This window comes from Faecalibacterium sp. An192, assembly GCF_002160175.1.
Lineage (GTDB): Bacteria > Bacillota > Clostridia > Oscillospirales > Ruminococcaceae > Faecalibacterium.
On record NZ_NFKB01000049.1, the window covers coordinates 1 to 20,062 of the forward strand.

The 20,062-nt window shown below is 50.3% G+C and carries 17 protein-coding genes and 1 pseudogene; 8 read left to right on the plus strand and 10 right to left on the minus strand.

Annotation, left to right across the window (positions count from 1 at the left end):
- The first annotated feature begins 29 nt into the window (after window positions 1-29).
- From mobV to B5F27_RS13025, 5 genes and pseudogenes are all read left to right on the plus strand, one after another.
- A complete protein-coding gene (mobV, locus tag B5F27_RS13010) occupies window positions 30-1,007 on the plus strand; it encodes a MobV family relaxase (RefSeq protein ID WP_087368373.1) in 978 nt (325 codons plus the stop codon).
- The gene (locus tag B5F27_RS16960; protein ID WP_164488786.1) at window positions 1,000-1,173 is read left to right on the plus strand and encodes a hypothetical protein; all 174 of its coding nucleotides are present in this window, start codon (window positions 1,000-1,002) and stop codon (window positions 1,171-1,173) included. Before mobV ends, B5F27_RS16960 begins: the two co-directional genes overlap by 8 nt.
- 84 nt (window positions 1,174-1,257) lie before the next feature.
- Window positions 1,258-2,931 (plus strand): annotated as a pseudogene (locus B5F27_RS13015) (recombinase family protein); the annotation flags it as partial.
- 502 nt (window positions 2,932-3,433) lie between these two features.
- Entirely contained in the window at window positions 3,434-4,690 is a 1,257-nt protein-coding gene (locus B5F27_RS13020) for an AAA family ATPase (protein WP_158098249.1), read from the plus strand.
- Between the two features lie 11 nt (window positions 4,691-4,701).
- Window positions 4,702-5,376, plus strand: coding sequence for a hypothetical protein (locus B5F27_RS13025; protein ID WP_087368379.1), 675 nt, complete (start codon window positions 4,702-4,704; stop codon window positions 5,374-5,376).
- 338 nt (window positions 5,377-5,714) lie between these two features.
- Here B5F27_RS13025 and B5F27_RS13030 read toward each other — a convergent pair whose 3' ends face one another.
- The 8 genes from B5F27_RS13030 to B5F27_RS13065 form a co-directional block, all read right to left on the minus strand.
- Window positions 5,715-5,939, minus strand: a complete 225-nt coding sequence (locus B5F27_RS13030; RefSeq protein WP_087368381.1) for a DUF2188 domain-containing protein — start codon at window positions 5,937-5,939, stop codon at window positions 5,715-5,717.
- 13 nt (window positions 5,940-5,952) lie between these two features.
- Window positions 5,953-6,228, minus strand: coding sequence for a DUF3892 domain-containing protein (locus B5F27_RS13035; RefSeq protein ID WP_087368408.1), 276 nt, complete (start codon window positions 6,226-6,228; stop codon window positions 5,953-5,955).
- Window positions 6,229-6,586: 358 nt separating this feature from the next.
- Entirely contained in the window at window positions 6,587-7,108 is a 522-nt protein-coding gene (locus B5F27_RS13040) for a helix-turn-helix transcriptional regulator (RefSeq protein ID WP_087368383.1), read from the minus strand.
- Window positions 7,109-7,114: 6 nt separating this feature from the next.
- Window positions 7,115-8,482: a restriction endonuclease subunit S gene (locus tag B5F27_RS13045; RefSeq protein ID WP_087368385.1), complete on the minus strand. Its 1,368-nt coding sequence runs from the start codon at window positions 8,480-8,482 to the stop codon at window positions 7,115-7,117.
- A complete protein-coding gene (locus B5F27_RS13050; protein WP_087368387.1) occupies window positions 8,482-9,906 on the minus strand; it encodes an N-6 DNA methylase in 1,425 nt (474 codons plus the stop codon). The genes B5F27_RS13045 and B5F27_RS13050 overlap by 1 nt, the downstream gene beginning before the upstream one ends.
- Entirely contained in the window at window positions 9,903-10,151 is a 249-nt protein-coding gene (locus tag B5F27_RS13055; protein WP_087368389.1) for a hypothetical protein, read from the minus strand. Before B5F27_RS13055 ends, B5F27_RS13050 begins: the two co-directional genes overlap by 4 nt.
- Window positions 10,148-13,414, minus strand: coding sequence for a type I restriction-modification system endonuclease (hsdR, locus tag B5F27_RS13060; protein WP_087368391.1), 3,267 nt, complete (start codon window positions 13,412-13,414; stop codon window positions 10,148-10,150). Before hsdR ends, B5F27_RS13055 begins: the two co-directional genes overlap by 4 nt.
- A 142-nt stretch (window positions 13,415-13,556) precedes the next feature.
- Window positions 13,557-13,781 (minus strand): helix-turn-helix transcriptional regulator, encoded by a 225-nt coding sequence (locus tag B5F27_RS13065; RefSeq protein WP_343214641.1) that lies wholly within the window; start codon window positions 13,779-13,781, stop codon window positions 13,557-13,559.
- Window positions 13,782-13,878: 97 nt separating this feature from the next.
- Here B5F27_RS13065 and B5F27_RS13070 point away from each other — a divergent pair, with 97 nt between their 5' ends.
- Window positions 13,879-14,340 (plus strand): SLOG family protein, encoded by a 462-nt coding sequence (locus B5F27_RS13070; protein ID WP_087368395.1) that lies wholly within the window; start codon window positions 13,879-13,881, stop codon window positions 14,338-14,340.
- A 377-nt stretch (window positions 14,341-14,717) separates the two neighbouring features.
- Here the strand turns inward: B5F27_RS13070 and B5F27_RS13075 are convergent, their stop codons facing one another.
- Entirely contained in the window at window positions 14,718-15,635 is a 918-nt protein-coding gene (locus tag B5F27_RS13075) for a hypothetical protein (protein WP_087368397.1), read from the minus strand.
- A gap of 7 nt (window positions 15,636-15,642) precedes the next feature.
- Entirely contained in the window at window positions 15,643-16,518 is an 876-nt protein-coding gene (locus tag B5F27_RS13080) for a hypothetical protein (protein WP_087368401.1), read from the minus strand.
- Between the two features lie 354 nt (window positions 16,519-16,872).
- Between B5F27_RS13080 and B5F27_RS13085 the strand changes: the two genes are divergently transcribed.
- Entirely contained in the window at window positions 16,873-17,475 is a 603-nt protein-coding gene (locus B5F27_RS13085) for a CHC2 zinc finger domain-containing protein (protein WP_242962193.1), read from the plus strand.
- Window positions 17,472-18,812, plus strand: a complete 1,341-nt coding sequence (locus B5F27_RS13090) for a phage/plasmid primase, P4 family (RefSeq protein ID WP_087368406.1) — start codon at window positions 17,472-17,474, stop codon at window positions 18,810-18,812. The genes B5F27_RS13085 and B5F27_RS13090 overlap by 4 nt, the downstream gene beginning before the upstream one ends.
- The last annotated feature ends 1,250 nt before the right edge of the window (window positions 18,813-20,062 follow it).

Genomic DNA, 20,062 nt, shown 5'->3' on the forward strand with positions numbered 1-20,062 from the left:
GATTGAATTGCCAAAAAGGAGGGCCGCCATTGAGCCAACCACAATACGCCATCATGCGCTTCGCCAAGTACAAGGGGCCGGAGATCACCAACATCGAGGCCCATAACGAGCGCAGAAAAGAAAAGTACGCCAGTAATCCCGATATTGACCTTTCCCGCAGCAAGCACAACTTCCACCTGATCGAGCCTCCCCAGCGGTACCGGGCCGAGGCTGAGCGGCAGATCAGCGCCGCCGGCTGCCGCACCCGGAAGGACAGTGTTCGGCTGGTGGAAGTCCTGTTCACCGCCACACCGGAATTCTTTCAGGGCAAGAAGCTGCCCGAAATCCGGCAGTACTTTGAAGAAGCACTCCACTTCCTGGAGCAGTATCAAGCCAAAGAAACAATCATCTCTGCCGTGGTGCATATGGACGAGAAGACGCCTCATATGCACCTTTCTTTTGTCCCCTTGACGCCAGACGGCAGACTCAGTGCCAAGGAGATTGTAGGCAACAAAAAGAAACTGAGCTGGTGGCAGGACAAGTTTTGGGAGCACATGGTCGTCAAATACTCCGACCTGGAGCGCGGCGAGAGCGCCAGCCAGACGGGCCGTGACCATATCCCGCCCCGTATCTTCAAAGAGATGACCCGCCTGACCAAGCAGCGCCAGAAGCTAGACCAGCTGCTCGCTGGCATCGGTCCCTTGAACGGCAAGAAGCGGGCCGCCGAGATTTCCGGATTGCTGGACAGCTATATCCCAGCCGTGGAGAAAATGCGAACCCAGCTGAAAAAGTACAGTACAGCCTTCACCAGTACCAAGGCTGAGAATGAAAAGCTCAAGAAGAAAAATAAAAAGCTCTCGGAGTCTCTGGACGAGGCGACTCACGAGAGTGTGCTGAAGCAGCTGAAAGATGCCAAGCTCCAGCGGGAGTATCAGGAGGCTCTCGCGATTCTGGAGCGGATTCCACCGGAAATTGTTGCGGCCTATAAAATTGGGCCCAGTGTAGAAAGGAGTGTCCATCATGGTTGATGAATGGAGTGGGTTTGCAGATCTGATGGCTAACCTTATCGCAAAATATGCCACTGTGCTCGATCTCGATAGCCTTCCAGATCCCGAAATCAAGCTTTCGGATTTTCCCGATTACGAATCAGGCGAAAATTCATTTGATAACGTTGAAAAGAAGTTATCTGCATGATATAATAATCATGGTATGAGTGTCCAAACTCCACTTCGGGACAACCTCCTGAAGTGGAGTCCATATGAAAAGTGAGGCAGCGTTATGAATCGACAAAAAATAAAGGTATACACATATACCCGCGTATCCACTGCCATGCAAGTCGATGGTTATTCGTTGGATGCCCAAAAGTCACGAATGAAGGCCTACGCGGATTTCAATGACTATGAAATTGTAGGCCAATATGAAGATGCTGGTAAGTCCGGCAAATCCATTGAAGGCCGTGCCGCATTTACCCGGATGATGGATGATATCAAGTCCGGAAAAGACCAAGTTTCCTATGTTCTTGTTTTCAAGCTCTCCCGATTTGGCAGAAATGCGGCCGATGTCCTCTCTTCCCTGCAAGTCATGCAGGACTTCGGGGTCAACCTGATTTGTGTGGAAGACGGCATAGATTCATCCAAAGATGCCGGCAAGTTAATGATCTCTGTCCTCTCAGCAGTTGCTGAGATTGAGCGCGAAAACATTCGCGTCCAAACAATGGAAGGCCGCATCCAAAAAGCCCGTGAGGGCAAATGGAATGGTGGATTTGCTCCTTATGGCTATAAACTGGTCGACGGCCAGCTTGTAATCAACGAGGAAGAAGCGGAGGCTATTCGTGTCATCTTTGACCGCTATGTGAATACCTCTGTTGGTGCGAACGGCATCTCAAAATATTTGGAAGATCACGGAATTCGAAAAATTCAGCGGCAAAACGGGACAACTCCCCTTTTCAATTCGCAGCTAATCCGAATGATCCTGAAGAATCCCGTCTATTGTGGCAAAATAGCCTATGGACGCCGAAAGACAGAAAAGGTCCATGGAACGCGCAACCAATATCACCTTGTGGAGCAGGACAATTACCTTCTGGTTGATGGTTTGCATGAGCCGATTGTCTCTGAAGAAATTTGGCAGGAAGCACAGGTGAAGATGCTTGCCCAGGCGAAGAAATACGAAAAGGTCAACCCACCAGCCAATAACCATGTCCATCTTCTCTCTGGAATCGTGAAATGTCCGATTTGCGGGGCCGGCTTATACGGCAACAAAAGTATTAAGTATAAAAAGGACGGCAGTAAGTACAAAGATTTCTATTATTACGGCTGCAAACACCGTAAGATGCAGGACGGATATAAATGTACCTTTAAGAAGCAGATTCAAGAGGAGCTGCTGGACGATGCAGTAGCAGAGGTCATTATTAAGCTCGTAAGTAATCCAAACCTCGCACGCACAGTGCAGGCAAAAATCAACATGAAAGTTGATACTTCTGCTATCGAGCAGGAAATCGCCAACCATGAGAACAAACTGAGGCAGTTCTATTCTGTCAAATCCAAATTGATAGAAGAGATCGATTCTCTTGACCCCGATGATCGCCACTATATCCAAAGGAAGGCCGACCTTGACGACCGTCTCTATCGGATGTATGATAAGATCGAAGATGAGGAGACCAAGCTCGTTGCATCAAGAGCGAAAAAGAAGTCTATTGAAGCAGACAAGATGACTGCCGATAACATTTACAAAATACTCATCTACTTCAAAGACCTGTATGCAACCATGACTCCAGAGGAACGCCGGGCCGTCATGGAGGAGCTCATTTCCGAGATTCAAATCTATGATGACCGCCAGCCTAACGGACAATGGCTCAAGTCGATCGTCTTTAAACTCCCCATCCTCTCGGAGCCCATCGATATAGGTTTGGACAACGGCACCCATATGGAGACGGTAATTTCCCTTTCCCAACGAAACCCGGACGATCATATCGAGTTCAGCATCGAGCTGGATAATCTGGACACCACTCCGACGGAGACCAAAGCCACCTACCAGGCCATCAAAAACTACGTCAAGGAGCAGACCGGCCTGAATGTGACTCCCCTGTACATCGCCCAGGTCAAGCAGAAGTGTGGGATCACCGAGCGGGAGTGCTACAACAAGCCCAAGTCGGAGAATTCCAAGCAGCCCCAGTGCCCGCCGGAGAAGGAGAAGGCTATTCGAGAGGCGCTGAAACACTTCCAGATGATCTAACCTCTCCCCCTACTATATTATAATGAAAGAGCCGTACGCTCTCCGGGATGATCCCGGTGAGTGTGTAGCTCTTTTTTGAAGCCGGTCGGTTTTTTCCTTCGCTACAGTCAAATACTCCCAAAAGAGATGGCTTTTTTGTCGTTCCGCTTGTATCTCTTTCAAATTCGTGTTATGCTACAATTATATAATGATAGAAATCTCATCAAAGAGAAGGTGCCGTTCCATGAAACTCATGACCCTCCATATCCAAAACTTCAAACGCCTCAAAAACCTGGACCTGGAGCTCAACGGCAAAAGCACCGTTTTCTCCGGTATCAATGGTGTGGGCAAATCCACCGTTCTTTCTGCTATCAACTACCTGATGTGGCCTGCACTCAACCGTCTGAACAGTGCACAGGGCACGGCTTTCCGTTCCCTCAGCGCTGATATGGTCCATACTGGCCAGCAGTCGTTGCGCCTGTCGGCAGAATTTGCCCTCAATGGCCAGACCTTTGCCCTGCAGAGGGACTATACTGCCCCGCAGCCCGGCAAACCCGCGCGCTCCAACAACCAGAAAGAGATGTACGACAACTTCATCGGCGAATTTGTATCTGCTTACCTCTCCGGCCAAGCAAACGCTAATATGCCGCTCTTTGTAACCTATGGCACTAATCGTTCGGTGCTGGACATTCCCCTTCGCATCCGCAACCGGCATGAGTTTTCCCAGGCAGCCGCTCTGGAGCGGGCCAGCGAGAGCAGCCTTGATTTCCGCACCTTCTTCGAGTGGTTCCGCAACCAAGAGGATTTAGAAAATGAGATAAAAGCCGAGAAGCAGGATCTTTCTTATCGGGATACCTCACTCGAATGCGCCCGTGCTGCAGTCTGTGCCATGTTGGACGGTGTTTCTGATCTACGGGTTAAGCGTAGTCCCTTGCGAATGACGGTCAATAAGGACGGCGCGGAGTTCCGCGTGGACGACCTATCCGACGGCGAAAAATGCACCCTGGCCCTCTTTGGCGATCTAGCCCGCCGCATTGCCATGGCCAATCCGCATTTGGTAAACCCACTGGAAGGCGAAGGACTAGTGCTAATTGATGAGATTGAACTGCACATGCATCCATCCTGGCAACGCCGGATTCTGGGTGCTTTGCGAATTACCTTTCCCAACATCCAATTTATTGTGACAACCCACTCGCCGCAGGTTCTCAGCGAAGTGGACGCCAACTGTAACCTGTTCAGTCTGGAGCTAGCTGAAACCGGTATCACCGCGGTTCCCTATACGGTCTATGGCTGGGACTCCAACGGTATCCTCAACGCTGCTATGGAAACCCCTTCCCGACCGAAACCTGTCGCTCAGGCGTTCCGTTCTTTCTACGCCGCCGTCGACTCTGAAAACTTTGATGATGCCCAGCATATCCTGGAGCAGTTGCGAAAAGTGGTCGCCCCCGACGACCCTGAGCTTACCGGCTGCGAAGTCCGTCTGGATCTTGAAATGCGCTGAGGTGGCTGTCTATGATCAAAATCAAAAAAGGCCCTGAGCCTGCTGAGCTAGTCCAGTACCGTCAGCTCCCTGGCGCAACCTATCAAGACATGCACGGCGCAAGAACCGGGAAATATAAGGCGGACGGCTCGCCAGAGGATGTCTACGCTGTTGTTTTGGACAACCTGATCCGTGAGCAGGGCTGCATTTGCGCTTACTGTATGTGCCGCATCCCTGAAAAGGGCAAAAACGCCACCATTGAGCACATCCAACCGCAAAGCGTTTCCCCCAGTCAGGCCCTTGACTACCGTAACATGCTAGCAGTCTGTGACGGGAACAGAAGCTCTCACTCCAACGCCCACAAGACCTGCGACGCTCACCGTGGAGACAGCCCGCTTTCCGTCAATCCGCTTCTCGCCGATACCATTGTGGATATTAAATACCGCAGCGACGGAACTATCTACTCCGACAAAGCCGCCGTGCAAAACGATTTAGATGTCACCCTCAACTTAAACTGTAAAGAACGTCGCCTCCCTGAGAACCGAAAGTTCGCACTAGACCAGCTTTTGCAGGAAATACGAAAAAAACATCCCACCGGCAGCATCAAACAATATTGTCAGGACAAACTGGCTGAGTACCAGACCGAATCCCCCCATTCACCCTATGTCGGCATCCTGATCTACTGGTTGGAAAAACATGCCCGATGAGATATCGTTCCTGTCCTATCAGCCTATAGCCATATGGTCAACAGCCCTATATCCCCTGCTTCACCGTCCACTTTCAATTTACTTTTACTTGCGCATTTATCTCAAGTGGACTGTTCACTCTTACTTAAAAGCCTCAAATGTCATGAAATCGCTCGCAGCCTCTCTTGCTGAAGGAGAAAGCTTTGGGCGATTTTTTATAAACCAAGAGCCGCACGCTCTCCGGGATGGTCCTGGTGAGGGTACGGCTTTTCATTTGACTCTGAGAGATTTGTTTTGGGGCGTCAATAAAATATAAAAGGCAGTTTATGCCTGGTATCCATAAACTGCCAACTTTGCTTTTAACCTTTCGGCGGGTGCGGGTCGTGCCCATGGGAATCCTTCTCGCGGATGCGGCCATCTGCCCCATGAATCACCAGCTCCGATCCCTGGTTGCGTGCAATTTCTCTAGCCACTGCAATGGCTTCTGCCTGTGTATTGGTTCTAACAGTAGCCCGGGAATTTCCGGCACCAATCACCTGCCATCCACCATTTGAGTGCGGTGTAACATGCTGATTTTTACCCATTTTAGCTTCCTCCTTATACACGCGGCAGATCCAGAAGGTCATCATAGCCATAAGCATCAGGGGCAGAGCGAACATACTTCTCGCCCCGACTGCTCAAAGCCGGAACCACATTGGGATACGGGTAAATATTTACCTGGATCGAGCCAGGATGCTCCTTTAAATAGTCGTAAAGAACAGCCTTTTTAAAAAAGCCAGGATTGGTACAGCCCTCGATGTAAATGGAGTCAATTTCCAGGAGATCCTTGGAATTATAACATCCCTGTTTCATCTTAATTTTTGTTGCATTCATAACAAACAATCACTCTCACTTTCTCCGCAACAATGCGGCCAATCAATTTTGGTTTTGAACTATCTATTCAACAGCCAAAAGAAAAGCTCGGTCATACTGCAGCATACTTCACATTTTGTGAAATATGCCAACTTGAACCGAGCCCAGAAATGTGATACAATGATTGTGTCAAAGGAAAGCACAAGAGTATCATGTTTCTGAGCATCGTATTCTGTGTAGACACAAGATGCAGCGCCCTGGATACCAGCCGGGACGCTGTTTTCTTTTGTCTGCGGAATCCTGGTTAAGTTTACCACAATCTCGTATAAATGTCAACTACATGTTGTGCATTGCACGCCTTGCGTTACAATATGTGGTATTATTCTTTTTTTTCAACCTTTTCGATGAGGTCAAAGAGAGTAGGCTCGTCGGATTTCTCCTCATCCTCTCGCAGTTTAATGATCGCGTTGAGTCTTTCTCCCATCTTGCTATTAATTGCTGCTGCAGTCTTGAGCTTGTCCAGTTTGCCGCTGTCGGCTGTTGCCAAAAGCATCTTCATCGAAAGCATATAAAAGTTCAAAGCATGCTCAAAGGTCATCCACTCGAAAACCTTATGAAAGGCAGTCTCTTTATCCTGGATTCCCTCTGATTGCTCATTGATCTCTTTAGCTCTTTCACTAGATTCGACTATGGCTGCTCGGGCATCTGTGGTCAGTTCCTTGTCATAAAAGTACTCTGGACCTATACCATAGTAGATGGACATTTTTTCCCGGTTACTGCTGGAGGCAACAGAGGTCCCGTTCTCCCAGTTTGCTACGGTCACACGATTCACGTTGATTGCTTGCGCAACCTGCTCCTGTGTGGCACCGTAGAGTTCTCGGATTGTCCTCAAATTATTCATACCGGTTCACCTCATGCAACCATTATACGTTGCACTGCTCGGATTGTCAAGCACGTAAACGCTACAAAATCTTTCGGTTTTTTGTAGCGTTTCTTTTAACAGCTCCACCACGCTCCCCTCGCTGGGGTCATTGGTGCCCAACTCGCCGCGGAAGGCGCGGGCCAGGATGGCTTTCTTGGTCAGGTCAATCTGTTCCAACACCTTTTCGGCGGCTTCCTTGGCCTGCTGCTCTTTGGCAAGGAGGTCGTCTAGGATGCGGACAATTTCGGTTTGTTCATCAGCAGATGCACAATTAAACTTTAATCTGCGCAGCCCTTTAATCGGAACCGTTAATTGTGCTGTTCCAGTAGCAATACCGGTAGCCTTTTCAAACATTTCTCTACTTTGCAGAATATACCACAAGTAGTATGAATTGATATCTTTAGGCTTCAGCAGAGCCATATGCCTTTGAAAACAAAACGGAATTTCGCTATCGACTATAACTGGTATTCCATAGGAACCAACAAGAGTATATAAAACATCACCATATTGAGGTTTTCTTGTATCGCTTAACGCTTCATAGTAACTTTTTGGAACAAACCTTGTATCTTCAAAAGATACGTGTCCTGTGTTCACATTAGAAATAACCAAAAAAGGAATCCCTTGTTCGCTTTTGGGAGGTGGCATATGGTCACCATCAAAAATACTATTACATACACTTTCTAAAGTTTTTTCTTCCCAGCTCTCCATCCCTACACCGTGTTCTTTTCTCCATTGTGCGGTGAGCTCGCCGGTGAAAGCTTTATGCAGAATAGCTGCTTTACGGGTTTCAAAGCTGTCCAGAGCATCTTGGGCCTTTTGCTTGGCCTCGTCCAGCTTGACAAACAGGCTTTCAATGCGGTCAACGATGCGCTGTTGTTCGGGAAGAGGCGGTACAGGTACAGGCGTGATTGCAAGTGTTTTGGTAGAGAGATGTTTGACTGTCACACTCGGGGTCGCATCATTGATTTTCTTCAGTGGATCGGGTAGGTAATAAAACAAAAAATCATTTAAATACCAAGAAGAACAAGACTGAATGCAGCAAACTCGCTGGTTTAATAGAGCATCTTCACTTTGCCATTTTCCCACATTAAAGTCGCCATCCATACCAATTAAAATATCGCCTTTTTTGATGACGTACTCTTCTGGACATTCTTGATCTGTATAAGTTTCAGTCGCCCCATTAATAACATCCCGAATTCTAATTAACGGACGATTAGTTGCAGATTTGCTCTTTGTAAATCTCTTAGAATCGAACGGAAATCCGCTTTTCATTGATGTCAGTTTTCCCAACTCTATCCAACACCAATTATGTGGTACTTTAGTTGGCTTTGGAATTGAAATCTGCTTTGCCATCAGTCCTGCACCTCCAGTGCCCGCAATTCCTTCACCACGCACATCAGCAGATCGACGGCCTCCTCCAGGTTGGCGGCAGCTTCCTCGGCGCTGTCGGCTGGGTCGGGCAGGTCGTTGTAATCCAGCACAGAGTCGTCCCGGATCAGGCCCAGGTCCAGGCTGTTCCCCTTCTCTGCAATCTGCTCCCGTGTAAAGACGCTCCACCGCTCATCCTGCACCGCATGGCGATCCTCAGCCTCATAGGCTTTCTCGAAGTCCGCGAAGTGTTCTGTTTTCAGCGGAGTGGTCTTGCCAAAGCTGGGCATATTGGTCCGCAGGTCGTAGAACCAGACTTCTTTGGTGTTGCCCTTATCGCTGGTACCGCGGGTGAAGAACAGCACATTGGTCTTGACGCCCTGGGCATAGAAAATACCGGTGGGCAGGCGGAGAATGGTATGGAGGTTGCACTTGTCCATCAGGTCGCAGCGAATCTTTTCGCCGTCGCCGTCCGCAAAAAGGACGTTGTCCGGCAGCACCACGGCAGCCCGCCCATTTCGGTTTACCTCTGTCGTCAGGCTGCGGTAGATGTGCTGGAGAAAGTTCAGCTGCTTGTTGCTGGTGGGAAAGGTAAAGTCATCCCGGGTGGCACGCTCACCGCCCTTCTTGGTACCGAAGGGCGGATTCGTGAGTACCAGGTCGAAATCGTGGAGGGCCTTGCCCGCATTGGACAGGGTATCGCCCAGCAGAATTGGGCCGTCGATATCATGCAGCATGGCATTCATCAAGGCCAGACGGTGGGTATCGTGAACCAGCTCGCAGCCGGTGAAAGCTTCTTCCCGCTCAAACTTGGCCTCATCGGCACTCAGATCATAGAAATCGTCAGTATGCTCTTTGACATACTGGTGGGCGGCGATCATAAAACCAAAAGTGCCGCAGGCAGGGTCATTGCACCTCTCCCCCGGCTGAGGCTTCATCAGCCGGGTCATCACGTCGATGAGGACACGCGGGGTAAAATACTGGCCCGCACCAGACTTTTTCTCATTGGCGTTCTTTTCCAAAAGACCTTCATACAGGTTGCCCAGCCCCTCTTCCCGTGCGGAGTACCAGTCCAGGCCGTCGATGGTGGTGATGATCTTTTCCAGGTTCTTGGGTTCATCAATATTGGTGGCGGACCCCTGGTAGATTTCCCGCACCCGGCCGGTGCAGTTTTCACCCAGATAGGACAGCAGCTCTTTGTAGAACTTTTTCAGCTCGATGCCGCTTTTGGCGGTGAGTTCATCCCAGCGGTAGGCGGCGGGAATCTGGCTTTCTGCCCCCGTTTCCTTGGCCATCTTCAAAAACAGAATATAGGTCAGCTCGGTGACATACTGGTGATAGGTAATGCCGTCATCCCGCAGCACATTGCAGAGATTCCAGAGCTTGGATACGATTTCCTGGGTGGTCATGCGTGGTTTCCTCCGTTATCGATTGCCATTTGGCGCACTACTTCTGCGATGCAAAAGCTCAATGCCGCCTGTTGATAATCAGGGTGCACCTTTCTGGCCGCTTTGCAAAAATCAGAGATTGCATTGACCATGTCAGCAATATTTTTCTGCTGCTCCAGATTTCTCTGTTCTTCCATCTGCTGTGCCTGGAGTTGGTTTAAATATTGTGGATTAAAAATCCCATAAGGGTAGTTGTTATAATTCATGCGCTTCTCCCTCCATCATCGTACAGATACTCATTGAGTTCCAGCACAATGCTCTCTAATTGATTCTTGAAGATATGGTCAATCCTTTTGAAGCCACCCTCATTTTTGAAGCGGACATCCTCATCGAACACGCCCACATTGAGCACAGACTCTTCCATAAGGTACTTCTCGATCCGGGCAATCCATTTCAGTTCAATGGCGGTGAACTTATGGGCCTTTTTCAGCTTGTCCACCGCTCGCCGGATGCGGGCTTCGTGGCTGATGAGGGTAGAACCAATGGCGTACCGGCGGATCAGGCTGATGATGTCCGCAGCCATTTCCTCATTGGTCAGCTCCGATACAGCGGTGTTCAGCTGCTGTGTGGTAAAGCCCTCCCGGTCCAGCGTCAGACGCAGATCCTTAAGGCTTGCCCTGGTCAACTCTTTGGGCCGGGTGCAGACAATGTTGAGCGCTGCAACCTCATTGAGATGGGTTTTCACATAGTCGGCAAAGGCGTCCAGATAATCCTCCGGGCGGCTGCCGGTGCCATAGCCTCGGGTATGGCTGACCAGTTCATCCGGCGCATCCGAAATAACCACCGGTCGGCCTCCATTGGCGTAAATGCCACTCAAAAACTCGAATAAATCCCGATGAGCCAGAATACGATTCCGGGCCTGTTCGGGCGTCTCCTGCCTGAGCTGCTGGATCAGCTGCGTGGGGTCCATCCCGCCCGACATACTGACGAAATGTTCCATCGTTTTGCTGTCCAGGTTTCGTTTTCTGCGTTGAAGCTTGGCGATAATCTGGTCGATTTGGAACGCGATCTGCTTTTCCTCTTCCTGCGCCTCCAGCCCATCCAGCAGTTGACCGAAGGAAGCCGACGGATTGACCGCCGCCGGTTTCATGGTATTAACTGGGTCCAGAGACTCATAGACACCGACTGGGTCATAAATTTCAAAGTGGGTCTTGTGAATTCTGGGGCAAAGACGGGTTGCACGGCCCAGCATCTGCTCAAAGAGGATGCGGGACTTTACCCTCCGCAGGAACACCAGATTGGTGATCTCAGGCACATCAATACCAGTGGTCAACAGGTCCACTGTAACCACAACACTGGGATATTTTTCGTTTTTAAAGCGCTTAACAGCCTCATGTACCTTTTTCGGGTTGCCGCCGCCCACACTGCCGGTGATCTTCATAATGGCGTCGTTGTCCACGCCGTATTCCTTGTAGATGTTCTTCAGAATATCCACAATCATATCAGCATGATCGTCATCAACCGCATAGATCAGAGTCTTACCCTGTTCCTCTGGGTTCTCCGGGTCAATATTCTTGGCGATCTCGGCCAAAACGGTCTCATTGAACGGACGGGTGACCACTTTCCGGTTGAACTGTTCTACATCAAAATTCAGCTCATCGTTCAACAGTTCGCTGTTAGTGACTTCACCAGTCACCGGATTATAGATTGTGACCGTGTCTCCGGGTTGATAGTGGATGCCTTCGTCCCTCAGACGGGTATGTAGATCGTGGGGTGCATCATGGTCTACCAGATATCCTTCGATCACCGCTTCGCGGTAGGTATACTTGAAAACCGGCTGACCAAAAATCTCCGTTGTCTGGAGCGCCGGCGTGGCCGTCAGCGCGATCTTCACTGCGTCAAAATACTCGATTACGCTGCGGTATTTGCTCTGGTAGTCCCGCTGATCCCGATAGAGAACCTCAGCATCTCCCATCTCCTTATCCAGCAGATAACCACGATGGGCCTCATCCACGATAATCAGGTCATAATCGCTGACTGCGGGCATAGTTTCCCCATCGTTGTAGAGGATGCGCTTTACCATCCCCTGTACAGTCGCCACATGGACACGGGTTTCCCGCTCGATCTCCTTGTCCTCCAGGCCTTTGATATTGTAGATATCTGCCAGAGGCATCAACTCTTCCAGCTTGACCTCTTTGAATACATCCAGGGCCTGTTCTCCCAGCTCAGTACGGTCTACCAAAAACAGGATGCGTTTGAAACGGCCCGTTTTCAAAAATCGGTAGATCATGCCCAGCACGGTACGCGTCTTGCCTGTACCAGTCGCCATGGCCAGCAGAACGCTTGTTTTTCCATCTATAATAGCTTGCTCCGCTGCCTGAATCGCACGAAGCTGATAATCCCGAAGATTCAGCCCGTCTTTATCCCGCAGCAGATCAAAGGGCATCTGTTCCAATGCCCGATTCCCTGCGTCTGTGTCTTTGTTCAGCAGCTGCAAAAGATTGTCCGGGCTCATCCAGCCCTTCAATGGCTTCGGCACATTGGAAGACTGACGAAGATCCAGAAACCAAATGCCGGATTTGTTTTTATACTGTTTCAGATAAGGTCTGCCATTGGTCGCAAAGGTAAACGGAACCTTGTACTGTCCCCAACTCCCAATCTGGTATTGTGCATCCTCTTGTCGGATATTACGGGGATAATCTTTTCCCTGATAATCAATCACCGAGGGAATGTCGATATGCTCTGCTTTCGCTTCAATAATTCCCACCATCTGCAAGCCGATAAAAAGAGCATAGTCAGCCCGCCCACGGTTTCCAACAGTAGAATCTGTAGGCCACTCGGCAATCGCTATATTCCGCCCTTTGGCCGGGCGGGTTCCTTTGGAAAAACGAAGATTTTCAGTATCCGCTTCCCAGCCCACCTGTCGGAGCTGCTGATCGATCAGGAAGCGCGTCTCGGCTTCCGTGCGTTGACGTTGGCTGGCTGTTTGGCTAACGCGCTTGCGGCGGCTGTCTTTGGAGATCGCCTCTGTCTGGGCTGCTTTCGCTTCGGCCTCCTGCGCCAGGCGGGTTTCCTGCTGCTCTTCTGCGGCCTTGTCTGCTGCCCTCACCTGTTGCGCGGGAATGGGCATCACGAATTCATGATGCTGATAATCCCAGTCACCATAGGTCTGCATGAACCATTCACAGAGGCTATGAGCCATCGGCAGAAGCGCCAAACCGTCTGCCTCTGAGGAGTAGTTTTCATGGACAGCCTTATTGCGCACCTTTCGTAGAGTGTGCAGAATCTCCACCAAGTCCTGTGTCAGCAAGCCCTCACGATAAAGAGCATCTATGCGCTTCACCGCAGTATTTTCCTCCGGGAAAGGGATTCGGTCATAGGTAAACATCAGGTTGACGATGGTTTCCCCGATCATCCCCAACTTCATCAGGCAAGAGTTTGGATCACTGTAGCAGTATTTCTCTGCCAGTTGGCCAAAATTTGCGAGGACCGGAAAATATTTTGACAAAAAATCAAAATTAGAAGCCATGGTATCGCTCTCCTCACTGCCCTGGATATCTACAGTTTTTATCTATTATAGCAGAGTTGTAAGATACCATCAAGAAAAAGGGCAAGTGATTTGGCAGTTTGACCGACACAAAGTAAAAAGGATGGGGCTAAAGCTCCATCCTTTATGTTTGCTTATCTGGCAGATATATGATGATCTCATCCAATGTGCAATCCAGTATTTTACACAGCGCATCCAATGTGTTGGTCGACACAGATTCGCCGGCTTTCAATCTTCGTATTGAGGAGCTGCTGATCCCGCCCTTGAACTCGAGCGTGTAGGTGGTGGCTCCGCGCTTTTTCATGGTCTCCCACAAAGGAGCGTATGAGATCATCCAGCTTCCCTCCATCCTGGTCTTGCTTTATCTTCATTATTGCCTATAATGGAGATAAAGTGTTATAGGCAATATTGCCTATACAAGAAGCAGACCAAAAGGAGGCATCCAGATGGATTCCAAGACGTGTTGTGTTACTGGACATCGTGACATACCTGCGAGCAAAATCAACGCCGTCAAGTACAGCCTGTACCGAGAAATCCAGGCAGCGATTGCGGACGGCTATACCCGATTCATTTCAGGCTTTGCAGATGGCTCTGACTTGCTGTTTGCAGCTATCGTAGCAGAGGAAAAGCAACGCAACCCGGCCTTGTCTCTGGAAGCGGCCATCCCCTACCGGGGCCGGATGCAAACTCCCAACAGGGAATTTCAACGCCTTCTTCTTGTTTGCGACCGGGTAACTGTGATCCGTGAAAGTTATATCCCCTCCTGTTACATGGAACGGAACCGTTATATGGTGGATCATTCTCAGCGTGTGATTGCTGTTTATAATGGGCGCAAGTATGGCGGCACCTTTTCTACCATACGATATGCCTCTGCCATCGGCAGAGATGTGCGGACCATTTGGATTTAATGCCCGCACAGAATAGCACCGGAAAAATACATTGACCGGTGCTGGGGGCTTTGCGTATTCGATGCTTGATCTGGAATACGAAAAGCCCGGGGTGATTTCAAAGAGGGGTCTCCCCTCTTTGGCTCTGGGTTCCCAATAGGGGCGAGCAGCATCCCTGTTGGCACACGACTTTGGAACCAAAGTCTAGTGTGTTATACCTTTGTGCAGCAGAGAACGGCTGAGTGGGCAGCTATCTCGCCCCGCTCCCATGGCGTGAAAGGTGCCCCTGTGGGGCAGCATGAGCGACAAAGAAAGGCTGGCAGTTTGTGCGGAAACACAGGCTGCCAGCCTCTTGCTGTCTGCGGAACAAAGGTATATAAAGCCCCGCCGCAGCGGATTCATTCGTTTTCTTCCGGTTTGCCTTTGGCTTTTTCCCTGTTCTTGTGGACGTTGTACTGGTTCTTGCACTGGGGACTGCAAAAGGTGGTGTTAACGTGACTGCCCAGGAATGCTTTCTGGCAGTTCTTACACAGCCGCAGGGGATGTTCCTCGTCCACCAGCATGAAGCTGAACATCATCTGGATACCCAGCAGCAGGGAGTGAAAATCCCAATAAATGGTGGGGTTGTCCAGCAGTTCGATATGGTAACTGGGGGCGATCCCGCCGAACGCAGCCATGGCTTTTTGGTACAGTTCCCGGGCGTCTTGATCCATTAAACGGTAGTCCTGGTAGTACAAGATAGAGGTGGTCAGCGTGAAGGCCCAGTCCTTGAACTGCTGGGCGACCCAGTCATAATGCTCCGCATACTGCCGCTGGAAGCTCATAGTTTTTGCCATGGGTTCATCTATAAAGGTCATGGTCAGGGCAACCATCGTCCGGTCCCCAGAAACCTTCCAGGCGGATTCAATTCCCCGTTTCACCAAGTCCAGCTGGTCAAAGGGATAAAACAAAGCCAGATATCGGTCGGTGTCCATGGATTCCTCTTTGAGGAAATGATTTTTCGGCAGGTAAACCGCCTCATAGTCCATAAAGGCCGACGTGGTGGGCAGGGCGGTCATCAACCCCAACAAACCATACCGGGTGACAAACTCCAGCACTGCCCGTTCTACTTCCGCCGCTGGTTTGCGGCCCATCATCAGCATTCCTACATTGAGAGCATCCAGTACGATATCTGGAACCACTTTAAGAGGGTTGTAAAACTCCGGCTTTGCGTCTTTGCCGGGGGTGATGTACCGTTTGCCGTCTTTTGCCGTTTTCAGCTCGTAGTGATCGTACCGCACCCAATGAGAACGGGATTGCTCAAACAAGTTCTTCATTCTGCATTTATTCCCCCTCAGCCGTCCCTGTCGCCAGGGGCGGTTTTCCTTTTCTGCGGTTCGTCTTATTTTCCCGCCGAATCACAACATCTTTGCCTTGTTCCTCTGCGAGGGCTGAATATTCCTCTATAAATTGGCGTTCCCGCAGGGTCAGACTTCTACCTCGCTCCCGTTTACTATGCAGGTAGTCAAACATCTGTCGCTGTAAATTTCTATGAATGGTTTTCCTTAGTTTTCGGATATTGCGGTCGGACTGCTCACGAGCTAAGGCAAGCTGGGTAGCACTCCATAGCCGCAGGGAGAGAAAGTACAGAACTTCCTTGTGATCCTCGCTCAGCTCCTCAATCATACGCGAGATAAATGGATCAGCGGTCAGCTGGTGCATCTGATAAGGGCAGTTAAATAGGATATCCAGAAAGTTTCCGGCCATCATCTGCCGGTACGCCGTGTCATTCATCCACCTGGGAATCAGTTTGGGTTCTGAAACAGCCTGATAATCCAGTGGCAAGTCTCCCCGAAGGTGTTCGTAATTCCGTTCCCGGCGCTCCCGGTTCTGGTCCAGCTTGTCCCACTCCTTTATCACCACAGAAAAGTCCGCCTCAGTCCGGGCGGCTTCCTCCAGACGCCGAACGGCTTCCGCCCGGATTTCCCGTTTCAGCCGCTTTTCACTGGTTAGCGAGGCTTCTTCCTCCTCGGTTTCTAGCTCTTCTTCGTCATGGAGGGGGTGCTCGTCCTGCTCCAGGGCGCTTTCAAGCTCGATCTGACGTTCCGCCACCGCATCTCGTTCCAGCGCCTCATTCGTCAAACTGATGCTGGATTCATCGTCCCATCCAAACAAGTCACCTTCGATATCCAAAAGTTCATTCTTGTTCCGATACGCCATACCCCCACCTCACTCCAAAAAATTTTTTGAAAAATTTTAAAAATGGTTCCGTTTTGCACCCCGGATTTCTCCTATTAGTGAAAGGGTAGTTCCGAATCGGGTTACAGCCCATAACCGGGTTACAGTTTATGGAACTTTTTCTGATTATACATTGAAGACCCTCTCGGGCTCAAGAAGAAAAAAGTCGAAAGGAGAAGTCAGGCTTTATTTTTTCGCAGAAGGAGGTATGGAACGAAATGTTACGCACCCAATTCACTCGTCAGGGACTCAGGTGTGCCCCGAAACGAGGTACACCTCTATCCATGGCGAAGTACTGTATCCCTGCCCACAAGATGCCAGAACAGCGAGGTGCAAATGAATCTTTTTAAAACTGTAAAGGAATCCGTCACTGTCAAGCAGGCCGCAGCCTTGTATGGCTTACCCGTCACGTCTACCTGGATGGTCCGCTGCCCTTTCCATGAGGACCATACCCCCAGCATGAAGCTGAACGACACCTATTATTACTGCTTTGGCTGCGGCGCCACCGGGGATGTCATCGACCTCACCTCCCAGTTGTTTGGCCTCAGCAGCTTCCAGGCAGCCCGGAAGCTGTCCCAGGACTTCGGACTCAGTCCGGACAAGCCCCCATCCGGTGCAATTGCTCTGCCCAAGCCAGCCGCTGCCCTTTCGGATACCCAGCAAGAGGATATTGCCTACTGTCTCCGGGTCCTACACGACTACCGCGACCTGTTGATTCGGTGGCAAACAGAGTTTGCTCCCCTCTCCCCAGAGGAACCGCTGGACGAGCATTTTGTAGAGGCTCTGCACATGATGTCCGTTGTGGACGACCTCATTAATTGCCTGGCCTACGGACCGGCCTCCAAGAAGACAGCCGCTGCCAAGCGCCTGCTGGACGGTCAGCTTCTGCCGATGGTCGAATCCCGCCACAATACCCTGGACAGAGAGGAGGCTGCATGAAAAACAAGAAATATTGGCCCAGCTCCAATGACCCGGTCTGGCTGGAAGAAGGCTACCGGATCAACGAATCTGTTTTCTGTGAGACCTTCATTTCGACCCACAAAATTGTTTTCTGCAATGGTTTCTTCTTTACCGAAGATGGCCGGGTAACGGACGAGATGCCTCTGCGGAGTACCATCTATGCGGAACTGAGGGACTACGCCAGCAACAACGTGGCCCGCAAGGTGGGCAGTATTCTGGACTTGCTGAAGCTCTCTGCCCAGGTGGAGGACTTCCGGCCAGTCACCCACTGCATCTACCTGGCCAATGGCACCCTGAATCTGAACGGCAGCTTTCAGGAGGGCAAACCGGAAGTGGTCCGCAACCGGCTGCCGGTCCGATACAACCCCAAAGCTGCCCAGCCCACTCACTGGCTGCGGTTCTTGTCTGACCTGCTCTACCCTGAGGACATCCCCACGGTCCAGGAGTTTATCGGTTACTGCCTCATTCCCAGCAACAAGGGCCAGCGGATGATGGTAATCAAGGGTCGGGGCGGTGAAGGCAAGAGCCAGATCGGCGTGGTTCTGTCCAGGCTGTTCGGCACTAATATGAAGGATGGCAGCATCGGCAAAATCTCTGAGAACCGTTTTGCCCGGGCCGACCTTGAACACATCCTGCTCTGTGTGGATGACGATATGCGGATGGAAGCCCTGCGGCAGACCAACTACGTCAAGTCCATTGTCACTGCCCAGGGCCAGATGGATCTGGAACGGAAAGGCAAGCAGAGCTACCAGGGCTGGATGTATGCCCGGCTGCTGGCTTTCAGCAATGGAGACTTACAAGCCCTGTACGACCGAAGCGACGGCTTCTATCGGCGGCAACTGGTCCTGACCACCAGGGACAAGCCCGCCGACCGGGTAGATGACCCTGACATCGCCGAGAAGATGGCCGCCGAGGCCGAGGGAATTTTCCTGTGGGCTTTCGAGGGGTTGCAGCGTCTGGTCAGGAACGGCTTCAAGTTTACTGAGAGTGACCGCGCCCGGCAGAACCGGGAGCTGGTCAAGCGGGACAACAACAACTTCTTCGATTTCATGGAGGCCGAGGACTATATTCGGCTCAAGGCGGATGCCTGCATTAGCTCCAAAGACCTCTATACCATTTATAAGATGTGGTGTGAAGAGAACAACCTGGTAGCCCTGAAAGCCCGGAGCTTCAGCGATGCCGTGATTGCCAACCTGAAAAAGTACAACCTGGAGCACACCAACAACATCGCCAACTCAGCAGGCCGCCGCGTATGGGGCTATCTGGGAATCGAAGCTCTGGTCCGGCCTGAGATGCCCTCTTCTCCCTGGGGATAAAACTGTATATGGGAGAACTTGGCCTTTTCGCTATGTACGTATGTACGAGGCCCGTACAGACGCATTTAGCGAAAGGCTTCAGGGGGCGTAACCGTTTGTTACTCCCTTGAAGTGGTTGTGACCAAATTGGTCACAACCAAGTTAAAACGCTCCAAGTCAGATGGATGTCGTGCTTCACGACACCCTCATCCTGCCAGAAAGGGGTCGGCGAGTCACCGACCCATATTTTTATGATTGAAGTGGCTGTTCCCATTTTGGGAACGGCCAAAAACCTATATAAGAGGAAACTCAGCCTTTTTGCTATGTACGTATGTACAAGTTCTGTACGCACGTACATAGCGAAAACCCTAAAACGCACCATATACACGAATCATTTACGACACTAAAGTGGTTGTGGACATTTTGTCCACAACCACACAGGTTTGTCCGAGTTGTCACGGCGACAACTCGGTTTTGATGGCACTGGACAAAATGTCCAGTGCCACCGCTTCTCGCAAGGAATCTTTAACGGTCTGAAGTAGGTGTGGACAAAATGTCCACATTCTTTTTATTGTATAACCTTTTCGGAAGTGCATCTGCTTTGGTCCAATCCTTGTAATCAAGTGGTCAAAATGACCACTTGATCTTGTACAACAGAAGTTCGCGGTAGATGTGAGAAAATCAACGGACAGATTTTGTCCGTTGGTTTTCTGGAATACCGAGATGTTCACCTCCCAGCGCTATGTACGCATCAACCCCTGTACGCACGTACATAGCGAAAAGCCCAAAACGCGCTATATACGCAATCCTTTATGGCGCTGAAGTGGTCTGGGTCATTTTGACCCAGACCAACCGGTTCCGATCAAGTTCCCATTTTGAGAACTTGATTTCAGTTGTCTCCTCTTCCTCTGTAAAAAAGATCAGTACCTTGTCGCCAATAAATATCAGTTGGTCATTTTGACCAACTGATAAGCAGGTCATTTTATCTCAAGAGCAAATCAGTAAGTTAAAGTGGTCGGATTCAAAATGAATCCGGCTACTTCGCTGTATTAAAGTTCGGACGTTAAATCTACCATACTGTGCCCGTTGGATCAAGTTATCATTTTGACAACTTGATTTGGGGAGCATGGTTGTCTCGGTTATTAGACTTATAATCAAGTGCTCAAAATGATATGCTCCCTATAACAGAGACACTGAAATAGGGAAAGGGTTAAAATGAGCAAACGAAAAGAGATTGATCCAGAGTTTAGAATCTGGCTCATTGAGGAATG

What these genes read in the sequence shown, in the direction of transcription:
- B5F27_RS16960 (WP_164488786.1), top strand. Translation starts at nt 1,000, where the DNA reads ATGGTTGATGAATGGAGTGGGTTTGCAGATCTGATGGCTAACCTTATC.
- B5F27_RS13020 (WP_158098249.1), top strand. Translation starts at nt 3,434, where the DNA reads ATGAAACTCATGACCCTCCATATCCAAAACTTCAAACGCCTCAAAAAC.
- B5F27_RS13025 (WP_087368379.1), top strand. Translation starts at nt 4,702, where the DNA reads ATGATCAAAATCAAAAAAGGCCCTGAGCCTGCTGAGCTAGTCCAGTAC.
- B5F27_RS13030 (WP_087368381.1), bottom strand. Translation starts at nt 5,939, where the DNA reads ATGGGTAAAAATCAGCATGTTACACCGCACTCAAATGGTGGATGGCAG.
- B5F27_RS13035 (WP_087368408.1), bottom strand. Translation starts at nt 6,228, where the DNA reads ATGAATGCAACAAAAATTAAGATGAAACAGGGATGTTATAATTCCAAG.
- B5F27_RS13040 (WP_087368383.1), bottom strand. Translation starts at nt 7,108, where the DNA reads ATGAATAATTTGAGGACAATCCGAGAACTCTACGGTGCCACACAGGAG.
- B5F27_RS13045 (WP_087368385.1), bottom strand. Translation starts at nt 8,482, where the DNA reads ATGGCAAAGCAGATTTCAATTCCAAAGCCAACTAAAGTACCACATAAT.
- B5F27_RS13050 (WP_087368387.1), bottom strand. Translation starts at nt 9,906, where the DNA reads ATGACCACCCAGGAAATCGTATCCAAGCTCTGGAATCTCTGCAATGTG.
- B5F27_RS13055 (WP_087368389.1), bottom strand. Translation starts at nt 10,151, where the DNA reads ATGAATTATAACAACTACCCTTATGGGATTTTTAATCCACAATATTTA.
- hsdR (WP_087368391.1), bottom strand. Translation starts at nt 13,414, where the DNA reads ATGGCTTCTAATTTTGATTTTTTGTCAAAATATTTTCCGGTCCTCGCA.
- B5F27_RS13065 (WP_343214641.1), bottom strand. Translation starts at nt 13,781, where the DNA reads ATGGAGGGAAGCTGGATGATCTCATACGCTCCTTTGTGGGAGACCATG.
- B5F27_RS13070 (WP_087368395.1), top strand. Translation starts at nt 13,879, where the DNA reads ATGGATTCCAAGACGTGTTGTGTTACTGGACATCGTGACATACCTGCG.
- B5F27_RS13075 (WP_087368397.1), bottom strand. Translation starts at nt 15,635, where the DNA reads ATGAAGAACTTGTTTGAGCAATCCCGTTCTCATTGGGTGCGGTACGAT.
- B5F27_RS13080 (WP_087368401.1), bottom strand. Translation starts at nt 16,518, where the DNA reads ATGGCGTATCGGAACAAGAATGAACTTTTGGATATCGAAGGTGACTTG.
- B5F27_RS13085 (WP_242962193.1), top strand. Translation starts at nt 16,873, where the DNA reads ATGAATCTTTTTAAAACTGTAAAGGAATCCGTCACTGTCAAGCAGGCC.
- B5F27_RS13090 (WP_087368406.1), top strand. Translation starts at nt 17,472, where the DNA reads ATGAAAAACAAGAAATATTGGCCCAGCTCCAATGACCCGGTCTGGCTG.